18 protein-coding genes, 1 tRNA gene and 1 riboswitch are annotated in these 23,013 nt (G+C 75.6%); of the genes, 9 read left to right on the plus strand and 10 right to left on the minus strand.

Annotated elements, in window-relative coordinates; all coding sequences use genetic code 11:
- Window positions 1–7: 7 nt before the first annotated feature.
- Genes BUE37_RS14635 through BUE37_RS14645 form a run of 3 tightly spaced genes read left to right on the plus strand, consistent with a single transcriptional unit; the run spans window position 8 to window position 3,403 of the window.
- Window positions 8–838 (plus strand): DUF1684 domain-containing protein, encoded by an 831-nt coding sequence (locus BUE37_RS14635; protein WP_073421015.1) that lies wholly within the window; start codon window positions 8–10, stop codon window positions 836–838.
- A complete protein-coding gene (locus BUE37_RS14640) occupies window positions 831–2,054 on the plus strand; it encodes an LLM class flavin-dependent oxidoreductase (RefSeq protein WP_073421017.1) in 1,224 nt (407 codons plus the stop codon). Before BUE37_RS14635 ends, BUE37_RS14640 begins: the two co-directional genes overlap by 8 nt.
- Window positions 2,055–2,065: 11 nt before the next feature.
- Window positions 2,066–3,403: an NtaA/DmoA family FMN-dependent monooxygenase gene (locus BUE37_RS14645; protein WP_073421018.1), complete on the plus strand. Its 1,338-nt coding sequence runs from the start codon at window positions 2,066–2,068 to the stop codon at window positions 3,401–3,403.
- A 19-nt stretch (window positions 3,404–3,422) separates the two neighbouring features.
- Here BUE37_RS14645 and BUE37_RS14650 read toward each other — a convergent pair whose 3' ends face one another.
- Window positions 3,423–4,508: an LLM class flavin-dependent oxidoreductase gene (locus tag BUE37_RS14650; RefSeq protein ID WP_073421019.1), complete on the minus strand. Its 1,086-nt coding sequence runs from the start codon at window positions 4,506–4,508 to the stop codon at window positions 3,423–3,425.
- 3 nt (window positions 4,509–4,511) lie between these two features.
- A complete protein-coding gene (locus BUE37_RS14655) occupies window positions 4,512–5,003 on the minus strand; it encodes an NADPH-dependent FMN reductase (protein ID WP_073421021.1) in 492 nt (163 codons plus the stop codon).
- A 70-nt stretch (window positions 5,004–5,073) separates the two neighbouring features.
- Window positions 5,074–5,187: riboswitch (SAM riboswitch) on the plus strand.
- A 33-nt stretch (window positions 5,188–5,220) separates the two neighbouring features.
- On the opposite strand from BUE37_RS14655, the gene BUE37_RS14660 reads away from it, so the two are divergent.
- The 4 genes from BUE37_RS14660 to BUE37_RS14670 are packed head-to-tail and all read left to right on the plus strand — an operon-like array spanning window position 5,221 to window position 9,116.
- Entirely contained in the window at window positions 5,221–6,585 is a 1,365-nt protein-coding gene (locus BUE37_RS14660) for an aminotransferase class V-fold PLP-dependent enzyme (RefSeq protein ID WP_073421022.1), read from the plus strand.
- Between the two features lie 59 nt (window positions 6,586–6,644).
- A complete protein-coding gene (locus BUE37_RS24990; protein ID WP_425432426.1) occupies window positions 6,645–6,722 on the plus strand; it encodes a putative leader peptide in 78 nt (25 codons plus the stop codon).
- Between the two features lie 43 nt (window positions 6,723–6,765).
- A complete protein-coding gene (locus BUE37_RS14665) occupies window positions 6,766–8,640 on the plus strand; it encodes an FAD/NAD(P)-binding protein (RefSeq protein WP_073421023.1) in 1,875 nt (624 codons plus the stop codon).
- A complete protein-coding gene (locus tag BUE37_RS14670; protein WP_245794617.1) occupies window positions 8,637–9,116 on the plus strand; it encodes a flavin reductase family protein in 480 nt (159 codons plus the stop codon). The genes BUE37_RS14665 and BUE37_RS14670 overlap by 4 nt, the downstream gene beginning before the upstream one ends.
- A 16-nt stretch (window positions 9,117–9,132) precedes the next feature.
- On the opposite strand, the gene BUE37_RS14675 is transcribed toward BUE37_RS14670, so the two are convergent.
- Window positions 9,133–9,203 (minus strand) — tRNA-Gly (locus BUE37_RS14675).
- A gap of 123 nt (window positions 9,204–9,326) precedes the next feature.
- On the opposite strand from BUE37_RS14675, the gene BUE37_RS14680 reads away from it, so the two are divergent.
- Window positions 9,327–9,965 (plus strand): maleylpyruvate isomerase family mycothiol-dependent enzyme, encoded by a 639-nt coding sequence (locus BUE37_RS14680; RefSeq protein ID WP_073421024.1) that lies wholly within the window; start codon window positions 9,327–9,329, stop codon window positions 9,963–9,965.
- Between the two features lie 6 nt (window positions 9,966–9,971).
- Here BUE37_RS14680 and BUE37_RS14685 read toward each other — a convergent pair whose 3' ends face one another.
- The 4 genes from BUE37_RS14685 to BUE37_RS14700 all read right to left on the minus strand — a co-directional run bounded on the left by BUE37_RS14685 (window position 9,972) and on the right by BUE37_RS14700 (window position 17,236).
- A complete protein-coding gene (locus BUE37_RS14685) occupies window positions 9,972–12,671 on the minus strand; it encodes an ATP-binding protein (RefSeq protein ID WP_245794618.1) in 2,700 nt (899 codons plus the stop codon).
- Between the two features lie 130 nt (window positions 12,672–12,801).
- Window positions 12,802–13,752: a methyl-accepting chemotaxis protein gene (locus BUE37_RS14690; RefSeq protein ID WP_217651275.1), complete on the minus strand. Its 951-nt coding sequence runs from the start codon at window positions 13,750–13,752 to the stop codon at window positions 12,802–12,804.
- Between the two features lies 1 nt (window position 13,753).
- Window positions 13,754–14,326 (minus strand): PAS domain-containing protein, encoded by a 573-nt coding sequence (locus tag BUE37_RS14695; RefSeq protein ID WP_073421025.1) that lies wholly within the window; start codon window positions 14,324–14,326, stop codon window positions 13,754–13,756.
- Between the two features lie 114 nt (window positions 14,327–14,440).
- A complete protein-coding gene (locus BUE37_RS14700) occupies window positions 14,441–17,236 on the minus strand; it encodes a S8 family serine peptidase (protein ID WP_139252997.1) in 2,796 nt (931 codons plus the stop codon).
- A 157-nt stretch (window positions 17,237–17,393) separates the two neighbouring features.
- On the opposite strand from BUE37_RS14700, the gene dcd reads away from it, so the two are divergent.
- Window positions 17,394–17,975: a dCTP deaminase gene (dcd, locus tag BUE37_RS14705; RefSeq protein ID WP_073421027.1), complete on the plus strand. Its 582-nt coding sequence runs from the start codon at window positions 17,394–17,396 to the stop codon at window positions 17,973–17,975.
- Here the strand turns inward: dcd and BUE37_RS14710 are convergent.
- The 3 genes from BUE37_RS14710 to BUE37_RS14720 form a co-directional block, all read right to left on the minus strand.
- Entirely contained in the window at window positions 17,950–19,218 is a 1,269-nt protein-coding gene (locus BUE37_RS14710) for a CynX/NimT family MFS transporter (protein WP_073421028.1), read from the minus strand. The genes dcd and BUE37_RS14710 overlap by 26 nt on opposite strands.
- Before the next feature lie 59 nt (window positions 19,219–19,277).
- Window positions 19,278–20,249 (minus strand): DUF389 domain-containing protein, encoded by a 972-nt coding sequence (locus BUE37_RS14715; RefSeq protein ID WP_217651276.1) that lies wholly within the window; start codon window positions 20,247–20,249, stop codon window positions 19,278–19,280.
- A 101-nt stretch (window positions 20,250–20,350) separates the two neighbouring features.
- Window positions 20,351–22,642 (minus strand): (Fe-S)-binding protein, encoded by a 2,292-nt coding sequence (locus BUE37_RS14720; protein WP_073421030.1) that lies wholly within the window; start codon window positions 22,640–22,642, stop codon window positions 20,351–20,353.
- Window positions 22,643–23,013: the final 371 nt, after the last annotated feature.

Consider the following 23,013-nt stretch of genomic DNA (forward strand, 5'->3'; position numbering starts at 1 on the left):
GAGCGACATGACCACCACCCTCGCCGACCGGGACGCCTTCACCCGCGCCTGGGCCGACTGGCACCACCGGCACGAGACCCGACTGGCCGACCCGCACGGGTTCCTCGCCGTCACCGCCCTGCACTGGTTGAGCGGCACGCCGCAGCGCTTCGACGAGGTGCCCGGCGCCTGGTCCACCGGCGCGGCGGGTGTCGAGGTCGTGCTCGACGTCACCGAGGAGCTCGCCCTCGACGGCGTCCCGCTGGCCGGGCGGCACGTGTTCGGCGTCGTCCCCGAGCGCGGCGGCGTGCTGGCCACGTACGGCGACACCGTGCTGGAGATCGCCAAGCGCGGCGGCCACGACATCCTGCGGCCGCGGCGCCCGGACAACCCGCTGCGCGCCCGGTACCGCGGCACGCCGGCGTACGAGCCGGACCCGCGCTGGGTCGTCCCGGGGCGCTACGTCCCGTTCGACGAGCCGCGTCCCACCACGGTCGGCGCCGCGGTCGACGGGCTGTTGCACGTCTACGACGCCCCGGGCCGCGTCGAGTTCGAGCTCGACGGGCAGCCGCTGGCGCTCACCGCGTTCCCCGGCGCGGAGCCCGGCGGCCTCCTGGTGCTCTTCACCGACGCGACCAGCGGCGTCACCACCTACGCGGCCAACCGGTCGCTGGCGCTGGACGTGCCCGGTCCCGACGGCTCGGTCAGCCTGGACTTCACCCGGGCGACCAACCTGCCGTGCGCCTACACCGATCTGGCCACCTGTCCGCTGCCGCCCGCCGGCAACCACCTGCCGGTGGCCGTGGAGGCCGGCGAGCGGATCCCCTTCGAGCGGCTGGAGGACTCCACCGATGCCTGACCCCCGACCCACCGGCCACCTGCACCTGGCCGTCGCCCTCGACGGCGCCGGCTGGCACCCCGCCGCCTGGCGCGAGCCGGACGCCCGCCCCGCGGAGCTGTCCACCGCCGGCTACTGGGCCGACCTGGTCCGCGAGGCCGAGGCCGGCCTGCTCGACCTGGTCACGATCGAGGACTCGTTCGCGCTGCAGTCCGACGACCGGTTCCGGCCCGACGACCGCACCGACCGGGTGCGCGGCCGGCTCGACGCCGTCCTGGTGGCCGCCCGGGTCGCGCCGCTCACCCGGAACATCGGCCTGGTGCCGACCGCCGTGGTCACCCACACCGAGCCGTTCCACCTGTCGAAGGCGATCGCCACCCTGGACTTCGTGAGCGGCGGGCGGGCCGGCGTGCGGGTGCAGGTCTCCCTGGCCCAGCACGAGGCCCGGCTGGTCGGCCGGCGGGAGTTCCCCGAGCTCACCCGGGTCGACCGCGACGACCCCGCGGTGCAGCAGGTGCTGCGCGACGCGTTCGACGAGGCCGCCGACTGGGTCGAGGTGGTCCGCCGGCTCTGGGACAGCTGGGAGGACGACGCGGAGATCCGCGACGTCGCCACCGGCCGGTTCGTCGACCTCGACAAGCTGCACTACATCGACTTCCAGGGCCGCTCCTTCTCGGTCAAGGGCCCCTCGATCACCCCCCGCCCGCCGCAGGGGCAGCCGCCGGTCGCGGCGCTGGCGCACCAGCGCATCCCCTACGAGCTGGTCGCCTCGTCCGCCGACCTCGGCTTCGCCACCCCGCGGGACGCCGGCGACGCCCGCGCGATCCTGGCCGAGGTGCGGCAGGCGCAGGCCGCGGCCGGCCGTGCCGACGAGCAGGTGCACGTGTTCGGCGACGTCGTCGTCTTCCTGGACGACGACCCGGCCGCCGCCCGGGCGCGCCGGGAGCGGCTCGACGAGCGGGCAGGCGTGGAGTACCGCAGTGACGCGCTGGTCTTCGCGGGCACGCCGGCGGAGCTGGCCGACCTGCTGCAGGAGTGGGCCGGCGCCGGGCTCACCGGGTTCCGGCTGCGCCCCGGTGCCCTGCCGCACGACCTCCGCGCGATCACCCGCGGCCTGGTGCCCGAGCTGCAGCGCCGCGGCGTGTTCCGCACCGCGTACGAGGCGTCGACGCTGCGCGGGCTGCTCGGCCTGCCGCGCCCCGCCAGCCGCTACGCCCGCGACGCCGTCGTCGCCTGAGAGGAGCAGACGTGACCAAGCAGGTGCACCTCGCCGCGCACTTCCCGGGCGTCAACAACACCACCGTGTGGAGCGACCCCGCGTCGGGGAGCCAGATCGAGTTCAGCTCGTTCGTCCACTTCGCGCAGACCGCCGAGCGCGGGAAGTTCGACTTCCTCTTCCTGGCCGAGGGGTTGCGGCTGCGCGAGCAGAACGGGGCCATCTACGACCTCGACGTCGTCGGGCGGCCGGACACCTTCACGGTGCTGGCCGCCCTCGGCGCGGTCACCGACCGGCTCGGCCTCACCGGGACGATCAACTCGACGTTCAACGAGCCGTTCGAGGTGGCCCGTCAGTTCGCCAGCCTCGACCACCTCACCGCCGGGCGGGCCGCCTGGAACGTCGTCACCTCCTGGGACGCGTTCACCGGCGAGAACTTCCGTCGCGGCGGCTTCCTCCCGCAGGACCAGCGCTACGAGCGGGCCCGCACGTTCCTGCAGACGACGTGGGAGCTGTTCGACTCCTGGCGCGGCGACGAGATCGCGGCGGACCAGGAGTCCGGGGTCTTCCTGCGCGACCCGCACCCGGGCGCGTTCGCGCACTCCGACGCGCACTTCGACATCGCCGGGCAGTTCCCGGTCCCGCGCAGCCCGCAGGGCCGGCCGGTGGTCTTCCAGGCCGGCGACTCGGAGGAGGGCCGCGAGTTCGCCGCGTCGTCCGCCGACGCGATCTTCAGCCGGCACGGCACCAAGGAGGCCGGCCAGGCCTTCTACCGCGACGTCAAGGGCCGGCTGGGGCGGTACGGGCGCACGCCCGACCAGCTGCTCATCCTCCCGGCGGCCACGTTCGTCGTCGGCGACACCGACGCCGAGGCCGCCGAGCTGGCCCACGAGATCCGCCGACAGCAGGTGTCCGGGCAGACGGCGCTGCGGTTCATCGAGCAGGTGTGGAACCGCGACCTGTCCGCCTACGACCCCGACGGCCCGCTGCCCGACGTCGACCCGCTGGTGGGGGAGACCCACGTGGCGCAGGGCCGGGCGCAGGTGCGCATGTACCGCGACCCGCTGGCCACCGCCCGGCAGTGGCGCGAGCTCGCCGCGGAGAAGGGCTACTCCATCCGCGAGCTGATGACCGAGGTGCAGAGCCGGCAGTCGTTCGTCGGCAGCCCGCAGACGGTGGCCGCGGAGATCGACGACCTCGTCCAGTCCGACGCCAGCGACGGCTTCATCCTCGTGCCGCACCTGGTGCCCGGCGGGCTGGACCCCTTCGTCGACCGCGTGGTGCCGCTGCTGCAGGAGCGCGGGGTCTTCCGGGCCGACTACGAGGGGACGACGCTGCGCGAACACCTCGGCCTGGCGCCACTGCCGTGAGGTGCGGTCCTGCCCCCGCTCAGCGTGCGCGGAGCAGGGGCAGGACCTCCTCGCCGACCCGCCACGCCTCCTCCAGGTGCGGGTAGCCGGACAGCACGAACTCGTCGAGGCCGAGGGCGGCGTACTCGGCCAACCGCTCGGCGACCTGCTCGTGACTGCCCACCAGCGCGGTCGCGGCGCCCTCCCGCACCAGGCCGATGCCGGCCCACAGGTTGGGCGCCACCTCCAGCGAGCGGGCGCCGTCACCCGCCCGGCCGCCGTGCAGCGAGGCCATCCGCGCCTGCCCGACCGAGTCCATGCGGGCGAAGCGCTCCTGGGTGGCCGCGATCGCCGAGGCCGGCATCCCGGCCAGCATCCGGTCGGCCTCGGCCCAGGCCTGCTCCGGGGTGTCGCGGCTGACCACGTGCAGGCGCATGCCGAAGCGCAGCGTGCGCCCGTGCGCGGCCGCCTTCTCCCGCACCCGCTCGATCCGCGGACCGGCCATGGGCGGTGGCTCGCCCCACAGCAGGTAGCGGTCGACCCAGCGTGCCGTCACCTCCTCCGCGGCCGGGGACGCGCCGCCGAGGTAGACCGGAGGGACGACGTCGACCGGCTGCGTCAGGCCCGCGCCCTCGACCCGCACGTGCCGGCCGGCGAGGTCGAAGCGCTCGCCGGCCAGGCAGCGGCGCAGCACCTCGAGGAACTCCCCGGTCCGCTCGTACCGCTCGCCGTGGCCGAGGAAGTCGCCGTAGGCCCGCTGCTCGACCGGGTCGCCGCCGGTGACCACGTTGAGGCGCAGCCGGCCTCCGGACAGTCGCTGGAAGGTGGCCGCCTGCTGCGCGGCCAGCGTCGGCAGCACGAAGCCGGGTCGGAAGGCGACGAGGAACTCCAGCCGCGAGGTCCGGGGCAGCAGTGCCGAGCAGAGCACCCAGGCGTCCTCGCAGCCCGAGCCGGTCGGGGTGAGCACCGCGGTGAAGCCGCTCTGCTCGGCGGCCTGCGCGACCGCGGCCAGGTACTCGAGCGTCGGGCGGCGGCGCAGCGCCGCGGCGTTGTGCCCGCGGTCGGTGGTGGCCGGGCCGACGTCCCGACCGTCGCCACGGCTGGGCAGGAACCAGTGGACCTCCACGGCTCAGCCCCGCCGGGCGGCGGCGACCTGCGCAGCCGCGGTGGCCAGCCACGGCTCCAGCGCCGCCGGGTCGTCCCAGCTCTTCTCCACGAGGTACAGCCCGCGGGTCGGCGTAGTCGCGCCGAGCTCGACGAGCACGGGCTTGAGCAGCAGCTCCGGCGCCAGGGCGTGGGTCGGCCCGCCGCCGAGCATGAGCGGCACGGCGACCACACCCGCCAGGTCTCCGGTGCCGATCTGGTCGAGGAAGAGCTTGAGCAGTCCGGTGTACGTGGCCTTGTAGGTGGGGCTGGCGATGACGGCGACCTCGGCCGCCCTCAGCGCCTGGACCGCCTCGCCGACGGCCGGGTCGCCCCAGCCGAGCAGCCCCGGCCCGAGGTCCACGACGTCGACCACGACGTCCGGCGGCGCGCCCGTCAGGCGCTCCACGACCAGCTCGGCCGCGGCGCGGGTGCGGGAACGGGGCCTGGGGTTGCCGACGACGGCGATCGTGCCCATGCCTCCTAGTGAACTACACCATCCCGATCGGGTTTGACGTGTATGTCCGCGTGCTGGCACGCTGAGGGCAGGTCACGAGTGCCAGCGCGAAGCCCCGGCTCGCTGGCCGGCAACCCTCCTCCGCGATGGGGTGCCCCGGGTGACGACCAGGCGGCTGCCGTCCGGCAGTCCGCAAGCGCGGACCCGCTCCCGGGTCCCGGCCCGCCAGGAGTCCCCCATGGTCACCGCCGTCCTCGATCCCCGCTCCGCACCGACGGTCCGTCCCGGGCAGGGCCCGCTCCTCCCGCTCGTGGGTGCCGACACGACCGTCCCGCTCGCGACCGGTGGCGACGTGCGGTACGCGGACCTGGACACCGCCGCCAGCACCCGGGCCCTCGCGGTCGTCGCCGACCGGGTGACCGAGGTGCTGCCGCTCTACGCGAGCGTCCACCGCGGCGCGGGCTACCTCTCGCAGGTCTCCACGGCGCTGTACGAGTCGGCCCGCGGTGCCGTGGCCGGCTTCGTCGGCGCGCGGGCCGACGACGTGTGCGTCGTCACCCGGCACACCACCGACGCCCTCAACCTGCTGGCCGGAGCCGTCCCTCCCGGCGCCCGGGTGCTGGTGCTCGACTCCGAGCACCACGCCGACCTGTTGCCCTGGCAGCGGCGCGGTCCGGTGACCGTGCTGCCGGTGCAGGACACGGTGACCGCGACCCTGGGCGTGCTGGCGGCCGAGCTGGCCGCAGGGAGGTACGCGCTGCTGGCGGTCACCGGGGCCTCCAACGTGACCGGTGAGGCACTGCCGCTCGGCGAGGTCGTCGCCCTGGCGCATGCAGCGGGGACACGGGTGGCCGTCGACGGCGCCCAGCTGGTCCCGCACCGGAGCTTCTCCCTCGCGGACACCGGCGCGGACTGGGTGGCCTTCTCCGGCCACAAGCTCTACGCCCCGTTCGGCGCCGGTGCCCTGGTCGGCCGCCGTGACTGGCTCGACGCCGCACCCGCGCACCTGGCCGGCGGCGGTGCCGTGACCGAGGTCGCCCTGACCGACGTCGCATGGGCACGGGCGCCGCACCGGCACGAGGGTGGCTCGCCGAACGTGCTGGGCGCCGTGGCGCTGGCCGAGGCCTGTGGCGCGCTGGCCGGACTCCCGGCGGGTGTGCTCGAGCGGCACGAACGGGAGCTGCGGGCGCGGCTGGTCGAGGGCCTCGCCGCCCTGCCGGGTGTCCGTGTCCTGCGGATCTGGCCTGACTCGGCCGAGCCGACCGGCGTCGTCTCGTTCACCGTCGCCGGAGCCGATCCCGGCCTCATCGCGGCGTACCTGTCGGCCGAACACGGCATCGGCGTGCGCGACGGCCGGTTCTGTGCGCACCCGCTGCTCGCGCGGCTGGGCGTGCCGGAGGGTGCGCTGCGGGCCAGTGTGGGCGTGGGCACCACCCGGGCCGACGCCGACCGTCTGCTGGCCGCTCTCGACGCCTTCTGCACCACCGGGCCGCGGATCGCCTACGCGCGCCGGGACGGCCGCTGGCAGCCGGCCGACGACCCGCGCCCCCTCGCCGACCCGGCCGCGCTCGCCCGGGGCGCCGGGTGCGGGAGCACCCAGTGACCCGGGGAAGCGCGATCGCCGTCCGGCTGTTCCCCTGGGAGAGGGAGAGGAGGGAGTGCGTGCGCCGACCGGCTCTGTCCCGACGCCGGCACATCGACCTACGCCGCACCAGCAGCGCCCTCTGCCCGGCTCGCTGAACGCCGTCCTCCCCGCGACGTCCCGGCCTGGAGCCCATCCGTCATGACCATCCCGTCCCCCCGTCCTGCCGTCCTGTGCGTGGTCGGCGCCGGCCCGACCGCCGTCGGCGTGCTCGAGCGCCTGGTCGCCAACGCCGCCGCGTCGCCCGCGGACCGGCCACTACAGGTCCACCTGGTCGACCCGCACCCGCCGGGCGGCGGGCGCGTCTGGCGTGCTGAGCAGCCGCGGCTGCTGTGGGCCAACTCGCTGGTCGCCGACGTCACCGTGCTGCCCGACCGCTCCGTCGTCGTCGACGGCCCAGTGGGGGAGGGGACCACGCTGTGGCAGTGGGTCGAGCGCGTCGGCCGCACGCTGCCCGAGACCGATCCCGTCGGTGCCGAGGCGCGGCGGCTGACCCCGACGTCGTTCCCGTCGCGTCCTCTGGTCAACGCCTACCTCGGGTGGGTCCTCGAGCAGGTGGTGGCCGCCGGCGAGCCGCAGGTGCGGGTGCACCGCCACCGCCAGCGGGCGGTCGACGTGCGGCCCCGTCCCGACGGCGCCGACGTCGTCCTCGCCGACGGCCGGGTGCTGGCCGCCGACGCCGTCCTGCTGGCCCAGGGGCACCTCGACGCCCGGCCGGCTCCCGCCGAGCGGGCCACCGAGCGCTGGGCCGCCGCCCGCGGCCTGACGTACGTGCCCCCCGGCTACACCGCCGACCTGGACCTGTCGGTGCTCCGGTCCGGCGAGGACGTCCTCGTCCGCGGCGCCGGACTCGCCTTCGTCGACCTCGTCGTCCTCCTCACCAGCGGCCGGGGAGGCCGGTTCGAGCGGGGCGACGACGGGCGGCTGCGCTACCTGGCCTCCGGGCGGGAGCCGGTGCTGCACGTCGGATCGCGTCGCGGGGTGCCCTACCGCTCCAAGCTCGGCTACGTCTGGCCGGGTCCGCCCGTCCCGCTGCGCTTCTTCACCCCGGCGGCGATCGACGACGCCTTCGGCCCGGGCCGGCTCGACCTGCGGGCGGACCTGGCGCCGGTCATCGCGCGCGAGCTGGCGTGGGCGCACTACACCGAGCTGTTCCGCGCGCACCCGGAGCGGACGGGAGTGGCCTGGGAGGAGTTCGCCGAGCGCTTCGCCGCCGATCCGGCCGGGGTGGACGCGCTCGTGGAGCGGGCCGTCCCCGACCCCGCGGACCGCTTCGACCTGCCCGCCCGGGACCGCCCGCTGGCGGGCCGACGGTTCGCCGACGGCGACGCGCTGCAGGAGGCCCTGCGGGCGCACGTCCGCGGCGACCTCGCCCGCGCGGCGGATCCGGCGCACAGCCCGGACGCCGCCGTCTTCACCGCGCTGCTGCTGTGCCACGGCACCGTCGTCACCCTCGCCGCCACCGGTCGGCTGACCGCGCGGTCGGAGGCCGAGGACGTGGCCGGCTGGTGGATGAACCTCTTCAGCTACCTGGCCAGCGGGCCGCCGGCGCCGCGGCTGGAGGAGCTGGTCGCGCTCTCCGAGGCCGGAGTGGTCCGCTTCCTCGGCGGCGACGTCCAGATCGACCTCGACGGCACCACGGGCTCGTTCCGCGCCAGGTCGGCGAACGTGGACGGCGTCACGGAGGCGCGTGCCCTGGTGGAGGCACGCCTGCCGGCCCCGGACGTCGCTGTCACTCCTGACCCGCTGGTCAGTGGCCTGCTGCAGCGGGGTGAGGCGGCGGGCAGGAGCGGCGGGGGGCGGCTGCACGTCGACGTCGCCCAGCGGGTGGTGGACGCCGCCGGGGTAGCGCACCAGCGGGTGTTCGCCGCCGGCTACTGGACCTCCGGCGCACAGGTCGCGGCGTTCGCGCGGCCGAACACCAACGCCCCGTTCTTCCGGCAGAACGACGCGCTCGCCCGCGCGCTGTGGCAGGTGCTCACCCCCGCGGAGGCCGCGGTGGAGGTGGCCTCGTGAGCGGTCTCCCCGATGCCTTCCGGGAGGTCATGGCGGGCGTGGCGACGCCGGTGGCCGTCGTCACCACGCTGTCCGGCGGCGACCCGCACGGGACCACCGTCAGCTCCTTCGCCTCCCTGTCCCTGGCGCCGCCCATGGTCATGGCCGCGCTCGACCGCTCGTCGAGTCTGCTAGGCCGGCTGGCGGTGGGCGCGCCGTTCGGCGTCAACGTGCTCGGCAGTTCGCAGGCGGACCTGGCCGGGCTCTTCGCGCGCAGGGCCGAGGACAGGTTCGCGGGCGTCGCGTGGTCGGAGGACACCGGGGCACCGCGGCTGGGCGGCTGCCCCGGATGGCTCGCCTGCGAGGTCAGCGACCTGGTCCCCGGCGGCGATCACGTCATCGTGCTGGCCACCGTGCTGCACGCCTCGGCAGGGAGTGGAGCGCCGCTGACCTACCACGGGCGGCGGTTCGGGACGCACACACCGGTGGCGGCCTGACGAGAGCGGTACGCGGAGCGGGTGACGAGAATCGAACTCGCACTGTCAGCTTGGGAAGCTGATGTTCTGCCATTGAACTACACCCGCAGTGGCCCGGAGGCCGGTCGCCAGCGTAGCAAGGCGCCCCGCGATGAGTCCCGCGGCCGGTGCCGGTCTGTCCCCCGGGAGGGTCAGCCGGCCGCCCGCCGCCGACCGACGGGAGCACCGACCGTGCCGAGGACCGCGCCGCAGGACGTCTGGCCCGTCGTCGCCGCCGAGCGCCGGGCGCTGGCCGACGACCTCACCGGGCTGACGCCCGCGCAGTGGGCCACGCCGTCGCTGTGCGCCGGCTGGGACGTGCACGACGTGCTCGCGCACCTGCTCGGCAGCGCGCGGACGACGCCGCTGCGGTTCCTGGCCGGCATGGCGGCCGCCCGGTTCGACTTCGACGCCGCCAACGAGGCCGAGCTGCGCGCCGCGCGGGCCGCCGACCCGGAGGAGACGCTGGCCGCCTTCCGCGCCGTCGCCGGCCGCCGGACCGGCCCGCCCGCCCCGCGGGACACCCGGCTGGTGGAGGCGTTCGTGCACGGGGAGGACGTGCGGCGCCCGCTCGGCATCCCCCGCGACCCGCCCCGCGACGCCGTGGCCCGGGCACTGCTGGCGCACGTGCGCAGCGGCCAGGCCGTGGGCGGCGGCCGGCAGCGGGTCGAGGGCGTCACCCTGGTGGCCACCGACACCGGCCTGCGGCACGGCACGGGCCCGGCGGCCGAGGGGCCGGTGCTCTCGCTGCTGCTCGTCGCCGCCGGCCGCCGGGCGGCCATGGGGGACCTCGCCGGCCCGGGCGCCGCCGTGCTCGCCGGCCGGCGGTGAGGCCGCTCAGTCCCGCGGGCGCGGGCTGCGGATCGTGACGGTGGTGCCGTCCGGGCCGGGCACCGCGGTGACCTCGGCGAAGGCGCTCATCAGCATCGAGCCGCGGCCGCGGTCCATGCTCGAGGTGCGCTCCCGCCACTGGCCGGTGTCGTGCACCGCGATCTCCACGGCACCGTCGTCGACCGACACCCGCACCTCGACCACCGGCTCCCGCGGGTCCTGGGCGTGCTCGATCGCGTTGGTGGCCGCCTCGCAGGAGGCCAGCACCAGGTCGTAGGCGCGGTCCTCGTCGATCCCGGCGTCGGCGAGGAAGCCGCGCAGCCGGCGGCGCAGCGGCGGGATCGACGCCGCCGCCGAGGGGAACCGCCAGGTGGCCCGCCGGGCGCCGTCGGCCGGGACGGCCGGGGCCGGCGCGCTCGACGGCGCCAGGTCGGCCGCGTCGCCGGCGCGGGGCCGCGGGGGCGGCGGGGCGGCCGCGGGAGCCGGCCGGTGCGCGTGCGCCGGCGGCGGCGGGAGCGCGGCACGGCGTCCCCGCGCGCGCTCGAGGACGGCCCGCAGCCGGCCGAGCAGCTCGGCGGACTCGAACGGCTTGGGCAGGTAGTCGTCGACGCCGGCGTCGAAGCCCTCGACGGCGGCCTCCTGGCCGGCCCGGGCGGTGAGCATGACCACCGGGACGTCGCGGGTGCCGGGGTCGGCCCGCAGCGCCTGGAGCAGCCCGAACCCGTCGAGTCCCGGCATCATCACGTCGGTCAGCACGATGTCGGGCAGGGCGGCCCGGGTCGCGCGCAGCGCCTCCTCGCCGTCGGCGGCGGTCCGCACCGTCCACGACGGCGCGAGCAGCCGGGTGAGGTAGGAGCGCATGTCGGCGTTGTCGTCGACGACCAGGACGGTGCCCAGCGTCTCCTCCGCCGCGGCGGGGCGCGCCCGCCGGCCGGGGTCGTCGTCCCAGGGCGTCAGGGCGGCGGCGCGCACCGCGGCGGGGGTCGACGGCGGCGCGCTCGCGGCGTCGGGCTCGCCCCAGGGCAGCCGGACGGTGAAGGTGCTGCCGGCGCCGGGCGTGCTCCGCACCCCGACGGTGCCGCCGTGCAGGTCGACGAGCTCACGGACCAGGGCGAGGCCCAGGCCGGTGCCCTCGCGGCTGCGGGCGGGGGAGTCGGTCACCCGGTGGAACCGGTCGAACAGCGCCGGCAGTTCCTCGGCGGGGATGCCCACGCCGGTGTCGGAGACGGTCAGTTCGACCCCGTCGTCCACGGCGGCCAGCCGCACGGTGATGCCGCCGACGAACGTGTACTTGACCGCGTTGGCGACCAGGTTGAGGACGACCTTCTCCCACATCCGCGGGTCGACGGCGACCGGCCGGGGGAGCGGCGGGCAGTCGACGGTGAGCGTCAGCCCGGCGCGCTCGGCGGCGGCGCGCAGCACGCCGGCGAGCTCGGCGGTGTCGGCGGCGAGGTCGGTGGCCACCCGCACCGCGGCCGTCCGGCCGGCCTCGATGCTGACGAACTCGAGCAGGTCGTTGACCAGGCGCTGCAGGCGCTGGCCGTTGCGCAGCGCGAGGACGAGCTGGTCGTGCGCGGCGGGCGGCAGCTGGTCCCCGGCCTCGTCGAGCGCGTCGGAGATGGGGGCGAGCAGCAGGGTCAGCGGGGTGCGCAGCTCGTGGCTGACGTTGGCGAAGAAGGTGGTCTTGGCCCGGTCGAGCTCCGCGAGGGCCTCGGCGCGGGCGCGCTCGCCGGCGTAGGCGCGGGCGTCGACGACGGCCCCGGCGACCTGCCCGGCGAGCAGCTGGTGGAACGAGCGGTACTCGGCGTCGAGGGCGCGTGCCGGGCTGACGCCGACCAGCAGCGCGCCGACCGGCTCACCTCCGGACCCGCCGGACAGCGGGAGGGTGACGGCGTCGGTGACCGGCTCGCCGAACGGCCCGCCGGTGACGCCGAGGCCCGCGACCGGGACCGCCGCGAGGTCGGGCAGGCCTCCGGCGGTCGCGGGCAGCAGGCCGGCGTCGACCCCGCAGGTGGCCGCCCGCTGCAGCCGCCCGTCGTCGTCGGTGAGGTAGACGGCGGCGAACGGGACGTCGAGCGGACCGGTGGCGAGGGCGGCGCACACCTGTGTCGCGAGGTCGTGCTCGTCCTCGCGGCGCCCGCCGGCGCCGGCCACCTCCTGCAGCAGCACCTGCCGCCGCTCGGCCAGCACCTGCCGGGTGACCTCGGTGCAGACGGCGTGCATGCCGGCCACCTCGCCGTCGTCCCCGAAGGCCGGGGCGTGGGAGACGGTGAAGTAGGTCTCCTCGCGGTACCCGGCCCGCTCAAGGAGCAGGAGCAGCTGCGGGATCCAGGTCGGGACGCGGGTGGCCATGGCCTGCTCGATCGGACCCTGCAGCGAGGTCCAGTGCTCGGCCTGGGTCACGCGGAGGTCGCCGCCGAGGGCGGCGGGGTGCTTGGCGCCGATGAGGGTGGCGTAGCCGTCGTTGTAGAACTGGGTGAACTCCGGTCCCCAGGTGAGGATCATCGGGAACCGCGAGGCCAGCACGGTGCGGATGGCGTAGCGCAGGCTCGCCGGCCACGTCGCCACCGGGCCGACCGGCGTCGCCGCCCAGTCGACGGCGGCCATCAGCCGGCCGTTCTCGCTGCCGCCGGCGAACACGTCGGCGACGTCGGGCCCCGACGGGATGTCCTGGACGCCGGGACGCGCAGCGGCATCCGGGGCCACGCACACCTCCACGGCACAGCAGCGCCGGCCCGCCGGGGACGGGACGGCGTCGGAACTGGCGGCCGAGTACGGCCACCGACTGGCTGCACGGTACATCCGTCCGCTGGGGAGCCGCCGCGACGGTGGAGCCCTAGCGGCGCATCTCCCCGAGGAAGCCGATGGCCTCCGACCGCAGCCGCTCGGCCATCTGCGACAGGCCGGTGACGTCGGTGTCGGTGGTGCCCAGGGACGCCGACCCGTCGACGGCGGCGGCGATCCCGTCGACGAGGCCGTTCATCTCGCCCACGGTGGTGCCGACCGAGCCGATGACCGCGGTGACCTCGTCGCACGCGGCGCGGATCGCCTCGACCTGCGTGGTCACCCGCTCGGTGGCCGAGGCGGTCTGGTCGGCGAGGTCCTTGACCTCGGAGGCGACGACGGCGAAGCCCTTGCCCGCCTCCCCGGCGCGCGCGGCCTCGATGGTGGCGTTGAGCGCCAGCAGCCGGGTCTGGGCGGCCACCGACTCGATGAGCGCGATGACCTGGCGGATCTCGGCAGAGGTGCGGGTGAGCGAGGTCAGCGTGGCCGAGGCGTCGCCGACGGCGCCGGAGGCGGCCGAGGACGCGGTGGTCAGCCCGGCGGCCGAGGCGCTCATCTCGGTGGCCGCCGTCGCCACCTGCTCGCTCATCGCCAGCACGACGGACTCGAAGTCGTCGGCCAGGCGCAGCCGCGAGGTCTGCGCGTCGGTGACCCGCCCGGCGGTCTCGCGCATGGCGTCGCGGGCGGTGTTGATGTCGGTCGCGGCCTGCCGGTAGGCCCCGCTGAGGCCGGTGAGCAGCACCTTGCGGTGGTAGCGGCCCTCGGCGGCCGAGGTCAGCGCGGCGCGCGACTCGCGGACGAAGGCGTCGCTGACGTCGAGCGCGCGGTTGACGCCGTGCTGCAGGGCGACGAGCTCGGGGACGTCCTCCGAGCCGGCCATGGGCACGGCGCGGGCCTCGAGGTCGCCGCGGGCGGCGGCCTCGCACGTCTCGGTCAGGCGGCGCACGAAGGCGCGGTAGGCCTCCAGCTCGGCGGCGTCGGAACGGTTCCGGGAGCGCGCCACGTCAGTTCTCCTCCTGGCTGATGACCGTCCAGATGAAGTCCTCGTAGGAGGCGGCCTGCTCGGCGACGACCTGGCCGAGCAGCTCCGACGACGCCGCGACCGCGGCGCGCGCGTGAGGGTGGCGGCGCTCCTCGGCGAGCAGCCGCTCGTAGAGCGGGCGGATGCGGTCGAGCGCGCGGCGCGAGGGGCGGCGCCGGTTGGAGTGGTAGCCGACGACCGCGCCGTCGGGGCCGTAGGACGGCGTCACGTGGGCGAGCACCCAGTAGTTCGCGCCGTCGGCGGCGAGGTTGTTCACGTAGGCGAACAGCTCCTGGCGGGCGGCCAGGGTGTCCCACAGCAGCTTGAACACCGCGCGCGGCATGTCGGGGTGCCGGATGAGGTTGTGCGGCTGCCCGATGACCTCGTCGAGGGAGTAGGCGCCCACGCGGAGGAACACGTCGTTGGCGTAGGTGATGACGCCGCGCAGGTCGGTCTTGGAGACGATCAGCTCCTCGGCCGCGAAGCTGCGCTCCTCGCCGGTGGGCCGCACGGCCGTGCGGCCGCTGCGGCCGGTCCGGGGGCGGGTGTCGAGCACGCGGTGTCCTCCTGCGTCGGATGGTCCTCCCCGCAGATATCGGCAGGTGGCGTTCCGGGTGCAGCCGGACCGCCCGGTCCGGGACCTTGGTCCCTGACCGGGCGGCCCGAGGGGTCAGCTGCCGACGACGAGGCCGCGGCAGGAGACCGAGCAGTCCATCGCCCAGAGCGACGCCGGGATGCCGCCCAGGCGGGCCGAGCGGACCAGCCGCTGGCCGTCCGGGCCGGTGCGGGTCTCGGGCGTCGCCGAGCCGCCGCCGGGCGTGGTGCCGCCGGGGGCCGTCCCGCCGGGAGCCGTGTCGCCACCCGGCGCGGTGCCGCCGCCGGGGGCCGTGCCGCCGCCGGGAGCGGAGCCCCCGCCCGGCGCCGTGCCGCCGGGAGCCGTGCCGGACCCGCCCGGGGGCGGGGTGGCCGAGCCGCTGCCGCCGTCCGGAGCGGGGGTCGCGCCGGCCGCCGGGACCGCCACGTACTCGAGGACGTCCTCGAGCACCTGCGACCGCCCGTCCGGCGCGAAGACCGTGACGTCGTAGCGGCCGGCCACCCGCGCCGGCGTCGTGAACACCAGCGACGTCGTCGACGAGCGGACCACCGTCGCGGCGGCCGAGTCGCCGATCCGGACCCGTGCGCCCGAGGGCAGTGCCTGGCCGTTGACCCGCACCCGCGTCCCGCCCGACGCCCCGACGGTGACGGGGGTGATCGAGGTGATCCGGAACTCGCCCACCCCGGGGTAGGTCACCGTGCCCGTGCCGGACGACGGCGGGGTGCCGCCGGTGCCCGATCCGCCGGTGCCGGACCCGCCGGTGCCCGACCCGCCGGTGCCCGCGCCGCCGGTGCCGGATCCTCCGGTGCCGGAGCCGCCGGTGCCGGACCCGCCCGTGCCCGACCCGTTGTCCGTGTCGGGCGTCTGCGCGCCGTCGCCCGGGGCGCCCGAGCCACCCGTGCCGGAGCCGCCCGTCCCGGATCCACCGGTGCCGGACCCGCCGGTGCCGGACCCGCCGGTGCCCGAGCCGCCGGTGCCGGACCCGCCGGTGCCGGATCCTCCGGTGCCGGATCCTCCGGTGCCCGAGCCGCCGGTGCCGGACCCGCCGGTGCCGGATCCTCCGGTGCCGGATCCTCCGGTGCCGGACCCGCCGGTGCCCGAGCCGCCCGTGCCCGAGCCGCCCGTGCCCGAGCCGCCCGTGCCGGACCCGTCGGCCGGCCGGTCGGGTCCCGCCTCGGCCGCGGTGCCCACGAGGAGCGGGGCCGCCCGCGTGCCGCCGAGCGCGGCGCCGTCGCGGGTGAGCTGGACGGTGAGCACGTACCTGCCGTCGCCCAGCGACACCGAGGGCCGCAGCGCCAGGCCGTCGAGGGAGGTCCGGGCGCCCAGGCTGAAGACGGCCCGGCCGTCGTCGCCGGTGGTGACGGTCGCGCCGTCGAGACCGATCTCGGCGCCGGCGACGGCCCACACCTCGCCCTCGTGCTGCATGCCGAGGCCCAGGGTCACGCTGAACGTCCCGGGCGCCGTCGTGCCGCTCACCGCGACATTCGGGCTGACCACGCCGGCCGGGGCGGACATGCCGGTGAACGTGTAGTCGACCGAGTCGAGCACCCGCTCGGCCAGGCCGGTCAGCGACAGGCGCCCGCCGCTCACCGACCGGCCGCGAAAGGCGGCGACCGGGTCGGTGTCCTCGAGCAGCGCCTGCTTGAGCTCGGCGATCGAGGCGGTCGGCATCGCAGCCCGGTACAGCGCCAGGGCAGCGGCCACGTGCGGCGCCGCGATCGAGGTGCCGCCGACGAGGCGGTAGCCGCCGTCGTTCCAGGTCGTCGCCACCAGGTTGCCTGGGGCGAAGAGGTCGACCGACGTCGCGCCGTAGGCGGACGAGGGGGTGACGGTGTCGGACGCGGTGCTGGACCCGACGGTCACCAGGTTCGCCTCGGTGTAGCTGGCCGGGTACACGGGCTGGGTGTCGCGGTTGCCCGCGTCGTTGCCGGCCGCCGCGACCACGAGGACCCCCTTGGACCCGGCGTAGGCGATGGCCGAGCGGACCGCCTCGAGCGGCGCGCCGGTGAAGGCCCCGCCCCAGGAGGCGTTGACGACGTCCGCGCCGTGGTCGGCGGCGTAGCGGATCGCCTCGGCGCCGAGGTACGCGTCGACGCCGCTCCCGCTGCCGATCACCAGCGGCATGATCGTCGCGTCAGGTGCGATGCCCGCGGTGCCCCGGCCGTTGCCGGCCCGGGCACCGATCGTCCCGGAGACGTTGGTGCCGTGGGTGCCCTGCGCGCCGTTGTCCACGTCGGGGGAGTTCGTCGTGAAGTTCCACCCGTGGCAGTCGCCGGCCTTGCCGTTGCGGTCGGTGTCCACGGTGCCGCAGGGTTCCGCCGGGTTGGTCCACAGAGCCCCGGCGAGGTCCTCGTGGTCGGAGTCGAAGCCCGTGTCGACCACCGCCACCACGGTGCCCGCGCCGGTCCCGACGGCCCAGCCGTCGGTGGCGTCGGCGTCGGCGTCGGCCACCGCGGCCTGGTTGTAGGCGTTGGTCCCGGTGTTCTCGAGGTTCCAGCCGTACTGCGCCCAGTAGGGGTCGCTGACGGTGCCGAGCACCGGGACCTCGGGCGAGCGCTCCACCGCCGCCACGCCGTCGACCGCCTCGAGGTCGGCGACGGACAGCTCTGCGGTGGCGACGAGGGCGCGGCCGTCGCTCAGCCGCTGCGCGTTCTCGACGCCGCCGAGGGCCTCCAGCGCGCCGAGCAGCCCGGCGGCGTCGCCGCTGTCCGCCGTCACCACGTAGCGGTCCAGGCCGTCACCGGGCCCGAAGTCCTCGGCGACCGGCAGCGCCGGTGCGGCCAGCGCGGTGTACGCCGCCGCGCCGGCGTAGCCGACCACGACGGCCGACACGAGCACGGCTGCCTGCGTGCGCCTGCTGAGGGTGGACACGTCCGCCTCCCTGCCGGCCCGGGTCCCCCGCCCGGCCGGCGGCCGGCGCCCCGACGGGCCGGCACGACGGTCCTCGGCGTGCCGGCGGGCGGGGTGGAGCCGGCGGGCGCGGGAGGAACCCGGAGGGGTGAGGCGCCGTCTCCCTAGACTCCGCGCCATGCTGCTGTCCGACCGCGACATCCGCGCCGCGATCGCCGAGGGGCGTCTCGGCATCGAGCCGCACGACGCGGGGCTGGTGCAGCCCTCGAGCATCGACGTCCGGCTCGACCGCTACTTCCGGGTGTTCAACAACGCCCGGTACACCCACATCGACCCCGCCCAGCAGCAGGACGACCTCACCACCCTGGTCGAGCCCGACGGCGACGAGCCGTTCGTGCTGCACCCGGGCGAGTTCGTGCTGGGCTCCACCCTCGAGCTGGTGAGCATCCCCGACGACCTCGCCGCCCGGCTGGAGGGCAAGAGCTCCCTGGGCCGGCTCGGGCTGCTCACCCACTCGACGGCGGGCTTCGTCGACCCGGGCTTCTCCGGCCACATCACGCTGGAGCTGTCCAACGTGGCCAACCTGCCGATCACGCTGTGGCCGGGGATGAAGATCGGCCAGCTGTGCCTGTTCCGGCTCACCTCGGCGGCCGAGCACCCCTACGGCTCGGCGGTCTACGGCTCCCGCTACCAGGACCAGCGCGGCCCGACGCCGTCGCGGTCCTTCCGCAACTTCACCCGCGCGGAGACGCGGCGCTGACCTCCGCGGGCGACCAACCGGGCACCTCGTCGTCGACGTAGCGGTCGCGGGTGACCAGCCAGCCGGTGACGGTCAGCCCGACGGTGGCGAGGCCGACCAGCACGAACATGCCGGTGTAGCCGCCGGTCGCGCCGCGCAGCACGCCCACGAGCAGCGGGCCGGTGCCGGCGACCACGTAGCCCCAGCCCTGGGTGACCGTGGACAGCGCGGCGACCGTCTCCGGCGTGCGGGCGCGCAGGCCGATCAGCGCCAGCACCATGCTGAAGGTGCCCATGCCGACGGCGAGGACGCTCATCCACAGCCAGGGGAGCGTGCGGGGAGCCAGCCACAGCCCCGTCCAGCCGACGGCGTAGCAGGCCATGAAGCCCAGCAGCAGCGGCCGCTGCCAGCTCTGCCGCACGGTGAGCGACGGGACGACGGCGTTCACCGGGATGACGACGATCGAGTTGATCCCCAGCAGGAGGCCGGCGGTCGCGGCGCTGAGCCCGGAGTCGCGCAGGTACTGCGCCGACCAGCCCATGACCACGTAGGCCTGCATCGCCTGCAGCCCGAAGAAGGCGGCCATGGTGAGGGCGAGCGGACTGCGCGCCAGCGGGCGCATCCGGACCGCCCGGTGCGCGGCGCGGCCGGTGCCGGGCTGGCGCGGGACGAGGAACCACGGCAGCGCGGCGGCCAGGGCCAGCACCGCCCAGACGCCCAGCGCCCAGCGCCAGCCGGACTCGCCGACGGCGGCGGCGATGGGCGCGGTGGAGACCGCGGCGACGGCGCCGCCGATGGCCATGCTCGCGCTGTAGGCGCCGATCAGCAGGCCCGTGCGCCCGGGGAACCAGCGCTTGACCAGGCCGGGCAGCAGCACGTTGCCCAGGGCCCCGCCGACCATGGCCAGCACGGTGCCGGCGAGGAACAGCGGGAAGGAGTCGACGACGGCCCGCAGCACCAGCCCGGCGGCCATGGTGAGCAGCGCGCCGGCCAGGACGTGCGCGTCCCGGAAGCGGGCGGCCAGCGGCGGGCCGGCGAAGCCGATCGCGGCGAAGCACAGCACCGGCAGCGTCGTCAGCACGCCGGCGGCGGCGCTGGAGACGCCGAGTCCGCGCTCGATCTCCTCGAGCACCGGGCCGACGGTGCTGACCGCCGTCCGCAGGTTGGCGGCCGTCAGCACGATCGCCGTCGCCACCAGCACCAGGCCCCGCCGCCGGTCGGCGGCGCCGGGGGTGGTCGGGGGAGCGGCGGCGGTGCGGGTCACCCGTCGATGGTGCGCCCCGCCGGGTCGGCGCCCGCCACTGGGTGCAGCGTGCAACCGCCTCAGACGTGCAGCCGGGCGCCGTCCGTCGCTTCCAGCCGCGGCACGACCTGCGGCACCCGCCGCCACAGCGCCCGCTGCAGCGCCAGGGTGGCCACCGCGGCGACGAGGATGCCGGCGAGGTTGATCCCCAGCTGCGCCGTCGCCCGCCAGAACTCGGTGCCGCCGCCCAGGGCCAGCGCCACCGCCATGTCGGCGGCCGCGGGGACGGTCGTGACGGAGATGAACACGCCGACCAGCGCGCTGCTCTTGGCCGAGGTCAGCGACAGCACCCCGGCGATGCCGGCCAGCACCGCGACGACGACCGACCAGCGGTCGGGCCGGGTGATGAACCCGGTCTGCGGGCGCTCCATGGCGAGCACCTCCGGGCCGAACCAGCCCAGCCCGCGGCCGGCGAGGGTGACCAGCGCGGTGACGGCGATCGCCACGGCGAAGCCGACGACGAGTGCCTTGGCGGCCGTGCGCGCGATGCCCCGGCGCCGGTGCACGAGCGCCACGGCGAGCCCGGCCAGCGGCGCGAACTCCGGCCCGAGCACCATCGCCCCGATCACCAGGATCGCCGAGTCGTTGACGATGGCCACCGCCGCGAGCAGCGTCGCGATGGTGAGGAAGGCCAGGTAGGAGACCGACAGCGACGAGTCGGCCGCCGTCGTCCGCACCACCTGCTCCCACACGACGGCGTCAGAGCCGTCGCCGGGCGCCTCCTCCTCGGCGCGCTCGGCGCGGGCGGAGACGGCGGTGTCGACGGTCTCGATGGTGATCCCGCCGTCGCGGTCGACGTGCAGCCGCCGCAGGCCCGCGACCAGCGCGTCGGCGGACTCCCGGGCGACGTCGACGAGGAACAGGTCGCCCGGCGGGTCGAGCGAGGAGCCGGGGAACACGGCGAGGTGGGCCGTCCCGGGGCAGCGCTCGAACAGGTCCCGGACGTCGTCGGTGCGGTCCGGCGGGACGGTGACCCTCAGGTGCAGCAGCACGACGCGTGTTCTACCGGAGCGCGGGCCCCTGCAGACGACGGACGCCGCCGGCGAGGGGCTGCCTCGCCGACGGCGTCCGTCGGGGTGGTGCGCGGTGCGGGCTAGGCCTGGCCGTGCCCGGTGGCGGCCGAGCCGGTGCCGGCGACGTCGTCGTCGGCGGTGCCCACCTCGGCGCCGTGCTCGGTGCCGGGCGTGCCGACCGGGGCCATCGAGCGCAGCAGGATCTGGCTGACGTCGAGGACCTCGACGTGCTCGGCGGCCTCGCCGTTCTGCTTCTTCGACGTCAGGGCGTCCGACAGCATCGTGATGCAGAACGGGCAGGCGGTGGAGATGACGTCCGGGTCGAGGCCGAGGGCCTCCTCGGTGCGCTCCACGTTGATCCGCTTGCCGATCTTCTCCTCCATCCACATGCGCGCGCCGCCGGCGCCGCAGCAGAAGCCGCGGTCCTTGCAGCGGTGCATCTCCTGGGTGGAGAGGCCCTGCACGCTGTCGAGGATCTCCCGCGGCGGCGTGTAGACCTTGTTGTGCCGGCCGAGGAAGCACGGGTCGTGGTAGGTGACCTTGCGGTCGACCGGGGTGACCGGGGTGAGCCGGCCCTCCTCCACCAGCTGGCTGAGCAGCTGCGTGTGGTGCACGACCTCGTACTCGCCGCCGACCTGCGGGTACTCCTTGCCCAGCGAGTTGAAGCAGTGCGGGCAGGTGGTGACGATCTTGCGGGTGCCCGGCACGCGGCCCTCGAAGACGCCGTTGAGGGTCTCGACGTTCTCCTGCGCCATCATCTGGAAGACAAACTCGTTGCCCATGCGGCGGGCCGGGTCGCCCGAGCAGGTCTCGCCCGAGCCCAGGACGGCGAACTCGACGCCGGCGGTGTGCAGCAGCTCCGCGACGGCCTTGGTGACCTTCTTGGCGCGGTCATCGATGGCGCCGGCGCAGCCGACCCAGAACAGGTACTCGACGTCGTAGGGCAGCGGGCCGTCGGCCATCCGCACCTCGAAGTCCATCTCCTTGATCCAGTCCTCGCGGGTGCTCGGGCTGACGCCCCAGGGGTTGCCGCGGTTCTCGAGGTTGCGCAGCATCACGCCGGCCTCGGACGGGAAGTTGGACTCGATCAGCACCTGGTAGCGGCGCATGTCGTCGATGTGGTCGATGTGCTCGATGTCGACCGGGCACTGCTCGACGCAGGCGCCGCAGTTGGTGCAGCTCCACAGGACGTCGGGGTCGATGACCCCGCCCTCCTCCAGCGTGCCGACGAGCGGCCGGTGCGCCTGCGCGTCGTTGGTGCCCTCGATGCGGGCGTAGCCGGAGGACCAGACCTGCTCGTCGCTCGGCTTCAGGACGTCGTAGTCCGGCGCGGTCTCCGACGCCGTCTTCTCACCGAGCAGGTACGGGGCCTTGGCGTACAGGTGGTCCCGCAGGTCCATGATCACCATCTTGGGAGACAGCGGCTTGCCCGTGTTCCAGGCAGGGCACTGGCTCTGGCACCGCCCGCACTCGGTGCAGGTGGTGAAGTCGAGCATCCCCTTCCAGGTGAAGTCCTCGATCTTGCCGCGACCGAAGACGTCGTCCTCGCCCGGGTCCTCGAAGTCGATCGGCTTGCCGTTCGAGGTCATGGGCTGCAGCGGGCCGAGGGCGACGGTGCCGTCGTCGTTCCGCTTGAAGTAGATGTTGAAGAAGGCGCTGAACCGGTGCCAGGCGACGCCCATGTTGAGGATCCGGCTGATGACGACCAGCCAGGTCAGCGAGACGACGATCTTCACGAAGGCGACGACGCTGAGCAGGTCGGGGCTGTCGGGCAGCACGGTGGCCAGCAGGCTCGCGACCGGGTGTGACCAGGTGGGGGCCTCGGTGAGGTCCGAGGAGACCTTGAGCGCGCGGATCAGCAGGATGCAGACGCCGACGGTGAGGACGACGGCCTCGACGAAGTAGCCGCGGCCCTCGTTGGAGCCGGCGAAGCGGCTGCTGCGGCCCTGCCGGCGCGGGTGGTCCTTCTGGCGCCGGTAGATCAGGTACAGGATCCCGAGGATCGTGCCGGTGCCGATGACGTCGGCGAAGAGGTTCCACAGGCCCCACTCGCCGATGAGCGGCAGGTGGAAGGCCGGGTCCCAGACCTCGCCGAAGGCCTCGACCAGCGTGAGGAACAGGCCGTAGAAGCCGACGAAGACGAACCAGTGGGCGGCGCCGATGGCCGACCACTTGAGCATCCGGGTGTGGCCGAGCGACTCGACCACGAGCGTCTTCAGCCGCGGGCCGACCGGCCCGTTCCGGGTGGAGTCCGGCTGGCCGGTGCGGATGATCCGCACCATGGCGCGCACGGCCCGGTAGGCCAGGACGACCGAGACGATGAAGAACAGCACGCTGATCGTGCCGAGCACGATCTGCAGGGGGCCCGTCATGATTCCCTCTCCCCACGCCTCGCGGCGTCGGTTGGCTCGTCCGCCACGGACGGCGAGAGGCGGTCTCGCCGCCGTCACCGGTGCGTGTGACCGGCGGCGGATCGCGCGCGGGCGCCTGTGCCCGCGCAGCCCAGCACGATAGCTGGCCGGAGGTCAGGTTACTCGCCGGTAACCCGATGCGCCGCGCCCCGTCGGGGCGGCTCGGCACCGTGCCGGATGTAGCTGTGGCGGCGCGCTGACCTGCACCTTCGCCGCGGTGGAACAGACCCGCCGTCCGTTCCACGCGCGCCGCCGGGGCCGCGGAGGTGACCCGGCTCACGCCCGCCGCGCCGAGAGCACGATCAGGCTGCCTGATCGTGCTGCGTCCTGGC

It is taken from the genome of Geodermatophilus nigrescens, assembly GCF_900129495.1.
GTDB lineage: Bacteria > Actinomycetota > Actinomycetes > Mycobacteriales > Geodermatophilaceae > Geodermatophilus > Geodermatophilus nigrescens.